10 protein-coding genes are annotated in these 10,978 nt (G+C 65.2%); 4 read left to right on the top strand and 6 right to left on the bottom strand.

Going from position 1 to position 10,978, the window contains the following annotated elements; all coding sequences use genetic code 11:
- A partial coding sequence (locus VF167_19285) for a class I SAM-dependent methyltransferase (protein ID HEX6927577.1) occupies positions 1-514 on the bottom strand: 514 nt, incomplete at its 3' end.
- A gap of 607 nt (positions 515-1,121) precedes the next feature.
- Here VF167_19285 and VF167_19280 point away from each other — a divergent pair.
- A complete protein-coding gene (locus tag VF167_19280) occupies positions 1,122-2,012 on the top strand; it encodes a universal stress protein (GenBank protein HEX6927576.1) in 891 nt (296 codons plus the stop codon).
- A gap of 6 nt (positions 2,013-2,018) precedes the next feature.
- Here the strand turns inward: VF167_19280 and VF167_19275 are convergent, their stop codons facing one another.
- From VF167_19275 to VF167_19265, 3 genes are all read right to left on the bottom strand, one after another.
- Entirely contained in the window at positions 2,019-2,489 is a 471-nt protein-coding gene (locus tag VF167_19275) for a pyridoxamine 5'-phosphate oxidase family protein (protein ID HEX6927575.1), read from the bottom strand.
- A 172-nt stretch (positions 2,490-2,661) separates the two neighbouring features.
- The gene (locus tag VF167_19270; protein ID HEX6927574.1) at positions 2,662-3,528 is read right to left on the bottom strand and encodes an alpha/beta hydrolase-fold protein; all 867 of its coding nucleotides are present in this window, start codon (positions 3,526-3,528) and stop codon (positions 2,662-2,664) included.
- A 113-nt stretch (positions 3,529-3,641) separates the two neighbouring features.
- A complete protein-coding gene (locus VF167_19265) occupies positions 3,642-4,679 on the bottom strand; it encodes a glycoside hydrolase family 5 protein (GenBank protein ID HEX6927573.1) in 1,038 nt (345 codons plus the stop codon).
- 147 nt (positions 4,680-4,826) lie between these two features.
- Between VF167_19265 and VF167_19260 the strand changes: the two genes are divergently transcribed.
- A complete protein-coding gene (locus VF167_19260) occupies positions 4,827-6,161 on the top strand; it encodes an MFS transporter (GenBank protein HEX6927572.1) in 1,335 nt (444 codons plus the stop codon).
- Between the two features lie 120 nt (positions 6,162-6,281).
- Here VF167_19260 and VF167_19255 read toward each other — a convergent pair whose 3' ends face one another.
- On the bottom strand, positions 6,282-6,650 hold the full coding sequence (locus tag VF167_19255) for a hypothetical protein (protein HEX6927571.1): 369 nt from the start codon (positions 6,648-6,650) through the stop codon (positions 6,282-6,284).
- 180 nt (positions 6,651-6,830) lie between these two features.
- On the opposite strand from VF167_19255, the gene VF167_19250 reads away from it, so the two are divergent.
- The gene (locus VF167_19250) at positions 6,831-7,625 is read left to right on the top strand and encodes a L,D-transpeptidase (protein ID HEX6927570.1); all 795 of its coding nucleotides are present in this window, start codon (positions 6,831-6,833) and stop codon (positions 7,623-7,625) included.
- 262 nt (positions 7,626-7,887) lie between these two features.
- Here the strand turns inward: VF167_19250 and VF167_19245 are convergent, their stop codons facing one another.
- On the bottom strand, positions 7,888-10,341 hold the full coding sequence (locus VF167_19245) for a TonB-dependent receptor (protein HEX6927569.1): 2,454 nt from the start codon (positions 10,339-10,341) through the stop codon (positions 7,888-7,890).
- A gap of 380 nt (positions 10,342-10,721) precedes the next feature.
- On the opposite strand from VF167_19245, the gene VF167_19240 reads away from it, so the two are divergent.
- Complete coding sequence (locus tag VF167_19240) at positions 10,722-10,976, top strand: sigma factor-like helix-turn-helix DNA-binding protein (GenBank protein ID HEX6927568.1); 255 nt, start codon at positions 10,722-10,724, stop codon at positions 10,974-10,976.
- Positions 10,977-10,978: the final 2 nt, after the last annotated feature.

Genomic DNA, 10,978 nt, shown 5'->3' with positions numbered 1-10,978 from the left:
GAGGCGAGAGTCCGGCGAAGATACCTACCTCGAAACAGAGTACTCCACCGGGGCGAAGCAGGCTCGCCATTGCTTTGAGCGCCCTGATCGGATCCGGAAAGTGACTGAGCAGGTCGACGTGGAAGACTACGTCATAGCTGGCCTTTGGTTGGCTGCATTCTTCGATGAAGGCCTGCTCTACCTGCACTCGCAGGCGTCGAAAGACTTCTTCGGCGCACCTGGCGTTCGGCTCCACGGCCGCGACCTCGTATCCGTGCGCCATTGCCGCCGCGAGGAAATGTCCGGGGCCGCAGCCCACTTCCAGTAGGCGACCCGCGGGCTTCCATTGGGCGACCCATTTCAGTCGCAGGTGGGCCGGCAATACGTAGTAGGCCTCGATATGGTGGTCCTCTCGTGGGTCGACCGCTTCCGGCGGCGGCTCAGGATCGATGTAGACCGTGCCGCACGAACAGGCTCGCCCATAGTAGCCTGCTTCATACGCTACGATCGGCCCGTTGGAGCTCCCGCAGAGCAAACAACGTCCGGGAGTAGATCCCGGGTATGCAGGGAGCCGCTCTTGCGAGGTAGGAGACCGGGACCGTGCCTTCGCGGGTTCGGCGTGCGACATTGCCGAAGTAGTCCGGCGTGGGAATGGTAGGCTTGGGCAGAACAGATGGGCGAAAAGGCAACTGCTAGGCCACTGATTTCGCGACTAAACATATGACCACCGCCGTGCACCTGATGACCGTGGAGGCGCATGAGGCATCACAAGTTGAACACGGCGGGCGCGGAACCGCTCGCGCACAACCGCATGAGCATCAGCGCGGGAGGTGACGCGCACCGTCCGCGGCGTACCGCCACAAGCGCGGTATCGGGACGACATGAAGCGCTTCCAGGCACCGCCTTCCGTGTGGCCTGGCGCAGATTGCCAGGACTCGAGGGCGCAGCCGTAGGGTGGTGAGCACCGCGCCGAATCGCCCATGCGCCGCCTCCATAGGCGCTCCTACACCGAATCCAGGGGTTCCCCACAGACGCGCCGGGATTCCACCGATGTTGCCCGCGCTCGCCGCGCACCACCTTTCGCTCGGCGGAGTCGCCGACCGCTCCCGCGGTCGACCGGGCCACTCGAAGGCAGGTAGGAGATGAAACGACCGATCCTGATCGCGACCCACGGCGGTGCGGGCGCGGACGGCGCGGTGCGCCTCGGTCTGATGCTGGCGCGCGAGAACGGGAAGCCAGTCGAGGTCGTTGCCGTGGCGCGGCCGGTGCCACGCTACCCGGTCCCCGGAGTGGGTGACTATCCGGAGGGTTATGCACTGTACGACATGATCGAGCGGGAGGCAGTGCGCCGCAGCGTGCTCGACCAACTGGCGAAAGTGGGCTATGAGGCAGACGATCGCTGGAGCGTCAGCGTCGAGGCGGGGAATGCGGCCGCGGCCATCGCCTCGAGGGCGGCGGCAGTCGGCGCGGAGCTGATCCTCGTCGGGAGTGGCCCGGCCGTGCCCGCCGAGCGATGGCGCGGCGGTGACATCGCGCTGCGGGTCGTCCGCCTCACTACCGTTCCGGTCCTGGCGGTGCCCGCCGACACGGTCGCGCTGCCCGCGCGGGCCCTGGTCGCCATCGACTTCAGCGAACACAGCCTGCGCGCGGCCCGCGCGGCGCTCTCGGTGATGAGCCAGCCGGCGCACATCATCCTGGCCCACGTCATGTGGCCCGCAGCGGAGGTGGGTCCGTTTCCCAGCCTGGCGGAGTGGCGCACCGAGTATCGACGCCGTGCGGAAGCGTGCCTGGACGAGCTCGCCGATGGGCTGAGCGGGGGCCGGGAAGTGGACGTCGCGCGAGTCGTTTGCGAGGGAGATCCCGTGCAGGAGCTGCTGGCGCTGGCGAGCCGGCTCAACGTTGACCTGATCGCGGCCGGGAGCCACGGGCACGGCTATATCGGTCGGGTGTTGCTGGGAACCGTGTCGCGTCAGCTCCTGCAGAGAGCGCGGGGAATGGTTCTACTCGTCCCGCCAAAATCTCCCCAGGATTAGCGGAGCTCAGCTCGCACTCTCATCCGGGCTCACCGCCTCCCGGCCGCTGATCTCCTGCACCGCAATGCGGAAGACGATGTCGCGGAAGGCGACCGGGTCCTCCTCCGTGAAGGTCTCGGGGATGAGGGTGCGTAACAGCTCCACGCTGCGCTGCCACTCCTGCACCTCCCAATCGACACCCGTGGCCGGGATCGTGTAGAACCCTCCGTGCACGACCACGCTCCGCCACTGGAACAGCCCCTCCACCTCATCGACCTCGAAGGCGACCGGCCACCACGAGTATCCGGTCATCTCGATCTTCCGCCCGACCGAGGTTCGCCCGTAGATCCAGCCATCGCGGTAGACGTAGTGGACCGGCTCGATGTCGATCTGGTTTCCGCGGGCGTAGGCGATCCGGCCCACGTGATTGCGAGTGAGGATCGCCTCACACTCCTCCCGGTCGAGCTTGCGGAAGACCGGCTTCGAACTCGAGCTCATCTCTCGTCCTCCCGATAGGTTTGGCCGACTCTCAGCAAGTTCAGGTCCCGCCTCGGAGGCTGGCAAGATCCCTCCCGCAACGGTCGCAGGCCATAGCCATTCACCTCGCAACCATCCACCGGAGATGGAGGCGCTCTCTCCGCCGTTGCAACATCAGTCGTGCTCCCGCCTCTCAGTACTGATGAAATGCCTGCGAGACGAACTCGAGCACGGCGGGTAACGCTTCTCGCCAGTAGGTCCAGGTGTGGCCGCCGTCGCGGATGCGGAACTCGTGCGGGATCTCCTTCTTCCGCATGGCGATGTGCACCAGCGAGTTACCCTCGTAGAGGAAATCGTCGTCGCCGCAGTCGATGTACCAGCGAACGGCTTCGCGCTGGTCTTCCGGCAGCGCTTCGATCAGGGAGAGCGCGTTATGGCGGTGGTAATACGCTTCGACGGCCGGATCGTCGGGCCGGACATCGGGATCGGTCCTCGCCAGGCGCTGGCGGAATTCTTCCAGCGACAGGGGACCGACGCTCGCGCTGAGCGGAGCCGCGGACGAGAACATGTCCGGCCGGTGCAGCGCGTACATGAAGGCCCCTCCTCCTCCCATGGAAAGCCCTGCCACGGCCCGGTAACGGCGATCGCTCCGCACGCGGTAGGTGCGCTCGATGTGGGGGATGAATTCCTCGAAGAAGAAGTCTTCGTAGCGCCACTTCCCGCTCACGTCGTTGAAGTAGCCGCGCCGGCCGGCGCTCGCGTCCGGCATTGCGATGATCATCGGGGTGGCGATCCCCTCGCGAATCGCCTTATCGGCGATGTGCTGGACCTCTCCAAACTGCACCCATCCGGCCTGGTCGTCTCCGCCCCCGTGCAGCAGGTAGAGCACCGGGTAACTGCGCTGCGACGTCTCGTAGTCGGGAGGGAGGTAGACGGCATACTTCCGTTCACCCTGCAGGATGCGGCTCTCGAGCGACAGGTCATCGAAGACGGTGCCGCTCTGCGCGACGGCGGGGGTCGCCAGCAGCAGGAGGGCGCTGGCAGTGCAGATCGGTCTCATCACGGGACGGTCTGGGGTTTGAGGGTGAATGCCCTGATCGTGGGCGTGATCGCGCGCGACGACTGTGCCCGCCGGTTCGCGCGACAAGGATGAACTGGGCAGCCGGGGCACCTTCAGCGCGTCTTGTTGAGCTCCATCAGCTTTGCGCGGAAGAATCTTCCCTGGCGAGTGGGTGTGAAGCTCCAGTCCTCGATGAGCTGGGGCGACCAGTTCGGGTCGAAGACCCACGCCGTCCACGAGATCCCGCGCGCCTCGAAGAAGTCGATGATCGCCTCCCCGTAGGTCTCGTCGCCGATCACGGGGATGTGGGCACCGAGACCGTTCGGGTCCATGAAACCGAACTCGGTCGCGACCACCGGGTAGTCCGTGGCGACGAAGCCCCAATCGGCTTCCCACTGGGGCTCCCATGGGGGCTGCCGCTTCTGAGGATAGGGATGGGTGACGTAGGCGACTCCACGCAGGGCGACAGGATCAGCGGCCACGGGGGTGAGGTCGTAGCCCCAGTCGAACCCCGCGACCAGCGGAATGGCCTCCCGGTCGTGCTCGCGCACGACCATGATCATCTGCTCCATCAGCGCCCTGTGCTCCGGCCACGATTCGGCGCCGAACTCGCCGCCATTGGTGGTCGGCTCATTGAACAGCTCGTAGAAGGCTACCACCGGATTGCTCGCGTAACGGCGGGCAATGGTCTCCCAGAAGTGGAAGGTCTCCTCGCCCGTGGTCTCGTAGATGTCGCGGGTGAAGCGCTCGGCCGCGAGGCTGCCGATGGAGTGCCAGTCGATGATCACATACATCCCCAGCTCCCCGGCCCACTGGACGCCCTGGTCCAGAAGCGCCAGGTACTCCGCTTCACCCCGCTGTCTCCACGCCTTCGGGTGAACGGGAAAGCGGACCACGTTCGCGTTCCAGCTACGCGCCGCCTGGAAATACTCCCGGTTCCAGTGTCCCGCCCGCTCGAGCCGGTCGGGATCGGAGAAGGAGACGCCCCGCAGCACCACGGTCGCGCCGGACTCGTCCACGAATCGGTTCCCTTCCACGCGCAACCGGGAGAGCGGTGCGCCGTTTCCGGCCGAGCCCTCGTCGGGAGAGGTGGGAGCGCAGGAGGCGAGCAGGGCGAGCAGCGGGACAAGGCCGAAGGCGAGCCGGTTCATGGGTGCGGTCGAGCGACTCAGGGCGGTCCGGGCGCGCCCGCATACGCGGGTATTCATGCCGCGGGCGGGGACGGGCGTGGGTGGAGGGTTAAACTACTTCGAGAATGAACACGACGCGAGACAACCGAGTTTCAACAATCGCGGCTCATGAGTGATCGGCGGGGGGCTGGCGGGCGACGCCTCGGCCATATGCTGCGCGCCTTCCGGCACCGGAACTACCGTCTTTTCTTCATCGGGCAGGGCACCTCCCTCATCGGCACCTGGATCAACCGGGTGGCGATGAGCTGGCTCGTCTATAGGCTTACCGGCTCGGCCGCCCTCCTGGGGTTCGTCGGCTTCGCCGGACAGATCCCCTCCTTCTTCCTCGGTCCCTTTGCGGGTGTCTGGGTCGATCGGCTGGACCGCTATCGGGTTCTGCTGGCGACCCAGGCGGCAGCGATGCTGCAGTCTTCGGTGCTCGCCCTCCTTGCGTTGAGCGGGGCGATCGAGGTGTGGCACATCGTGGTCCTGGCGCTCGTCCAGGGGGTGATCAACGCCTTCGACACCCCGGCGCGGCAGTCGTTCGTGGTGGAGATGGTGGAGGGGCCGGAGGACCTGCCGAACGCCATCGCGCTGAACTCGTCGATGTTCAATGCCGCCCGGCTGATCGGGCCGTCGGTAGCCGGCATCCTGGTGGCAATGGTGGGGGAGGGATGGTGTTTTGCGATCGACGCGCTCTCTTACGTGGCGGTGATCGGGTCGTTGCTGGCGATGAAGCTGGTGCGACGGTCTTTGCCGGAGCGCGGCAAGCAGGTGCTGGAGGAGTTGCGAGAAGGATTTGTTTACGCCTTCGGGTTGCCTCCGTTGCGGGCGATCCTCCTCCTGCTCGCGCTGGTGAGCTTTACTGGGCTGCCCTATGTCGTCCTCATGCCGGTGATGGCGGGCGAGGTCCTGGGTGGAGGCGCGAATACCCTGGGTTGGTTGATGTCCGCAGCCGGGGTCGGCGCGCTGACTGCGGCGCTTTTTCTCGCCGCTCGGCGCGGCGTTCTGGGGTTGGGTCGGCTGGTCCCGATCGCGGCGACGACGTTCGGGCTGGGCCTGTGCGCCTTCTCCCTATCTCGCTCGCTGCCGCTGTCGCTGCTCTGCCTGACTCTGGTGGGCGCTGGATGGATGATCCAGTCGGCATCCAGCAACACGATTCTGCAGACGCTAGTGCGTGAGGAGATGCGAGGGCGGGTGATGGCCTTCTACGGCATGGCCATCCTCGGCACCACTCCATTTGGAAGTCTCGCTGAAGGCGCCCTGGCCGCGCGAATCGGCGTGCCGTGGACCCTGTTCCTGGGGGGCTCGATCTGTGTGCTTGGAGCGTTGGTCTTTGCGCGCTCGCTGCCGCGATTGCGGGCCGCCGCGCTGCCAATCTATGTGGAGCGGGGGATCGTCGTCCCGGAGATCGCCACGGGTCTGGCGGAGGCAACCGCCTTGCGCAACGAGCTGCAGGAGTGATCGCCCTTGCGCTACGCAGTTGCCGAGCCATGGATGAAGGTATGTGGCGCAAGGCCCCTGGCTGCCGGGGGCCTCGCGCCTCGTGTCATCCCGTCGGAACAGCCGACGCGAGGGTCGCCGTTACATGTCCTTCTGTATCGGCATGTCGCGCTGTTCCTGCTCCGCTCCCTGCGCGTCGAGCGGCTCGGCACCCGTGTCCGGCTGCAGAGTCGGCGCGTTCGGGTCCTGGAGATCGGGCTGTGGCGCCTGGGATGGCACCGGCTGCCCGGGTTGCTGGGCGGGCTGCTGGCCCTGCATTCCCGGCTGCTGGCCTTGCATGCCCGGCTGCTGCCCCTGTAGATCCGGCTGGCCGACCGCAGCGGTGTCCTGCTGACCGGCCATGGCGGTGTCCTGTTGCTGCTCGGTGGGCACCTGTGCGCTTGCGGTCGTGGCGGCCCCAAACAAGAGAGCCGACACCAGGACAGCCAGAGGAGTCATCTTCCGTGTCATCGTCGCCCTCCCGGTTTTCCTGCGTTCCCGTTCGGTCTGCGATTGCGGTTTCCGGCCGGTCGGCGGCCGGCGCGCGGTATCGGTGCAACTATTGCGCCTTCATGACTCCCTTGCTTGATTCGAGTTGCGGGGCTGAGGCCCTGTGCGTCACCGGGAGAGAAGTCCCTCAGGAGGTTACAGATGCTGGTAGGAACGGCGTCTCGCATCGTCGTGCTCCTGGTTGCGCTTCCTGCGGCTGCCACGGCGCAGCTCGCAGACCCACCGCCTCTTCTTCCGGGAGAGGTGCTCGGAGAGGTAAAGCTCTTCGACGAATCATTGCCGCCGGAGCCGGAGGATACCCTCTCCTCCCGGGTGCGGGCGGAGGCGCACGCGGCTGACGGATCCCGCATCCTCATCTCCCTCCGCGAGCGCCTGCTGCTCTGGATGGATGGCACCGACACGCTCCGGATCGCACCCATCGCGATCGGTAAGGGGAGCCGCCTGCACCACGAAGACCAGGTGTGGGATTTTTCGACGCCGCGGGGGGTGCGGCGGGTGGTGAGTAAGCAGGAGAACCCGGCCTGGGTTCCACCCGACTGGCACTACGTGGAGCTGGCGCGGGACAGCGGGCTCGTGCTGCTGCAGTTGCCCGCGGATACGGGCGCCCTCCTCCTGGATGGAAGCCGGCTGGTAGTCCGCGGCGACCGGATCGGGCGGGCCTATCCGGACGGCCGTTTCGAGCTCCTGCCCGCGGACCAGGAGGTCGCCTTCGGGGACACCCTCTTCATCCCCCCGCATGGGACTGCCAACCGGCGAATCGAAGGAGAGCTGGGCGCCTACAAGCTCGACCTCGGCGACGGCTACATGATCCACGGCACGCCCCACAAGACCTCCATCGGCAACGCCTCCACCCACGGCTGCATCCGCATGCGCGATGGAGATCTGGAGTTCCTGTACTATCGCGTGCCGGTGGGAACGGCGGTGTACATATACTGAAGGGGTTATCCGATATCCGTTATCCGTTATCCGAATTACGAATTACGAATTACGGATTACGGATTACGGATTACGGATTACGGATTACGGATTACGGATTACGAATTTTTAGAGCGCTGACAGGGGAACCACTGAAGGCGCGGAGAACTTTCCTCTGCACCAACCCTCTACGGTTTGGCCGTCAATTCAAAATTCAAAATTCAAGATTCAATATTTGTCATTCGTAATTCGTAATTCGTAATTCGTAATTCGTCGTTCATCGTTACGGCATCGGCACCGGCGTCGGGTCCATCGGCGGCTGGGGCGGCTGGGCCTCGTCGATGCTCGGCCGGCGCGCCGAGTTGGGGCGGCGCCCGAAGTTGTACGAGAGGCTGATCGAGGCGCTCCGCATACTGTAGTTGTTGCGCGCGATCTGGGTGTGGGTCCGATCGCGCATCTTGAAGTCGTAACGCGCCATTTCGAACGGATCCTCCACCCGCAGGTTCAGTGTCGCCTTGTTGTCGAAGAGCTGCAGGCGCGCGCCGATCCCGGTCATCACGAACGCCGACCGCCTCCCCTGTGGCAGGTCCTGCGGCGAGTTGTACCACAGCATCCCCTGCAGGTTGAGCGTCTCGGTGAGCGCCACCATCAGGTTGCCGTTCGCGTTGTAGCGGAAGTATTTGCCCGAGTAGTCGGTGGAGAGGTTGCTGGCATCGCGGTCCTCGCGGAACAGACCGACCCCGACGTTCCCGCTGAGGCGACCGGTGGACCGGAGCATGGCGCTGAGTTGAGCTCCGTAGCTCTTCATGGAGGCCACGTTCTCCCAGGTCGTGGTCAGCACGCCCTCCTCGTTGGCACGGGTGATCTGCCCCCAGCTGTCCACCGTGGACCGGTAGAACGGCGCAAAGCGTAGAGTTCCCAGCGTGCCCATCCAGGTCAGGTCGGCCCCGAAGGAGTGCGTGTACTGCGGCTTCAGCTCCGGGTTGCCGACCCGTCGCGTGGTGGGATCGCTGGAGTAGTCCACCGGGTTCAGGTACCAGACCCAGGGGCGCTGGATCCGCTTGGAATAGTTCAGCCCCAGCCGCTTCCCGCCGCCCAGGTCGTAGCCGAGGTTCACGTTCGGGAAGATGCTGGAGTACTCGTTCCCGAAGCTCTCACCGGTCGTCGGCTCCAGGAAATCGGTGTTGGCGAGCTCAGCCCGAACGCCCAGTTGCACCGAGAACTTGCCCAGGCTCTGGCTGAGGCTGAGGTACCCCTGGTGGAAGGTCTCCTCGTAGTCGTAGCCCTGCAGCAGGGTTTCCACTGCTTCCGCTTCCGCCTCTCCGAGGAAAGTCTCGCGGAGCTGCCGGCTCTCGGTGCTCTGAATGTTCGCCTGATAGCCTACCTGAAGGCGGGTGTCACCGAAAACCCGTTCGTAATCCGCCTTTAGCCAGGTGCGCGTTTGATCCTCGTCCTGGTCATCGATCATGAGCTCGGGCGGCAGGCTGAGCGGGTCTCCGTCGATGGCGAACTGCTGCCGGAGGTATCGCCCGTCGGTGTCGCCGCCGTTGTGGCTGCGCCTGGCCTCGACCGAGATCTCGTGCTTGCCCTGCTCGAAGACGTGCCTGATCCCGAGGGAAGCATCGTAGTTGTCGTTCTGCCAGTCGGAGGAGGTATTCCGACTGTAGCGCTCGGTCGGGGCCATCAGCTCGTCCATCTCCGTGTAGGTCGTGAGTCCGTCGGAGTCCGAGCCGTATCCCCCGCCCGCAACCGAAGTCCATGCCGTCGCCTTGCTGGTGAGCTGGTACTCGACGGTCAGATCGACGTGGCTGAAGCGCCCGCGGTTGCCGAAGTCGCCTTCCTGTTGAAGGAAGGTGATGGGATCGGCCAGGAGGTTCTGCCGCAGATCGAACATGGAGTTCTCGCTCTCGTAGAAGTTCAGCGAGCCGCTCCCGAACAGTGTGACGCGCCCCTCCTGGAAGGCGAGGTTGCCGAACCCGCCGCTGGTCCCGCGGGTTCCCGCGGTGAGCCCAAGGCTGCCGCTCAGCCCCAACCCCTCGTTCTTCTTCAGCACGATGTTCACGATGCCGCCGGCTCCTTCCGCCTCGAACTTCGCCGACGGATTGGGCATCACCTCCACGCGGTCGATGCGGTTGGCCGGTAGCTGCTGGAGGAACTGCTGTAGTGCCTCTCCCTGCATGGGGGTGGGGCGGCCATTGATGAAGATCTGAGGGCTCGCTCCGCGCAGCGTTACCTTCCCCTCGAGGTCCACGTCCAGCTCCGGCACGCTGCGCAGCGCGTCGGTGGCCACGCCTCCCTGCACGGCGGGCATGTCGCGGGTGAGGTAGATCGTCCGATCCGGTTCGAAACGAACCGGCGGTGTCTCCGCCTGCACTTCGAGCCCCTCGAGGGTCACAGGGGCAAGAGTGAGCTGGATCGACCCGAGATCGACCGAAGGCACGCCGGCCGACGTCGAGATTTCACGCGTATGCGGTCGATACCCGAGGTAGGTGACCTGCAAGCGGTACGAGCCGGGGGCGAGGGTGAGGCGGAAGCCCCCCGTCTGGTCGGTGAGGCCGCCCACCACGCGCGTGGTGTCGGCGATATTCCGGGCGGTTACAGAGGCCCCGGTGACCGGCGCTCCCGCCTCGTTCACGACTTTTCCTCGAAGCTCTGTAGTAGCCTGCGCGTACACAGCGCCGGCAGGGACGATTAGGGCCGCGAGGCTCGCGACAAGGACGCGGAAAATCCAATGCATCGGCTGTCTGGCGTAGGTGGGAGCGCGGGGAAGGGCCACCGTCGGTTAACGAACCGGCACGACTCACTCCAGGGGGGTGAGCCCGCACATCGAACTCAATCCAGAGTAGTCTCGGCCATACTGGCCGTCAACTAAATTTTTAGAAGATGGTTCGGGTGGTCGGCAAGATGAGCCGGACGGATCTTCCGGGTGTACGGCAAGAACGTCTCCCAACAGATGTTTGTGAGAGTTCGCACGGCAATTGGACGATGCCCGCAACTCTATGTAGGTCGCTCGCTTATCGTTTGCGACCACAAGCGGCCGCGGAAAGGCACAGGCTCTGCCTCGCCGAGCGGCTCGCGAAGCGAGCGCACTCGGTCACTGAACCCAGGTCAACTGTGATGCACACGAGGGAGCTGTCCGTTCCGCCGTCGGCCAAGCCGCACACCCTGATGGTGTACGACCTCCAACGGCTTTCCGAATCCGACCGTACCCTGCTGGCGCTCTTCTACTACGAGCAGCTGAACCTCGACCAGATCGCGACCGTGCTGGGTGTGCCCGAGGAGAAGGTCGCCGAATCGTTCTATCTCGCTCACGTGGAGCTCGGGCTGTGTGCGGAAGTGGAGGAGGCGGTGGGAAGTGGAAGTGGGGGATGATT

The organism is Longimicrobiaceae bacterium, from assembly GCA_036375715.1.
Taxonomy (GTDB): Bacteria; Gemmatimonadota; Gemmatimonadetes; order Longimicrobiales; family Longimicrobiaceae; genus DASVBS01.
Note: the sequence above shows the minus strand (reverse complement) of the source record. Positions and strands in the feature narration are given on the sequence as shown.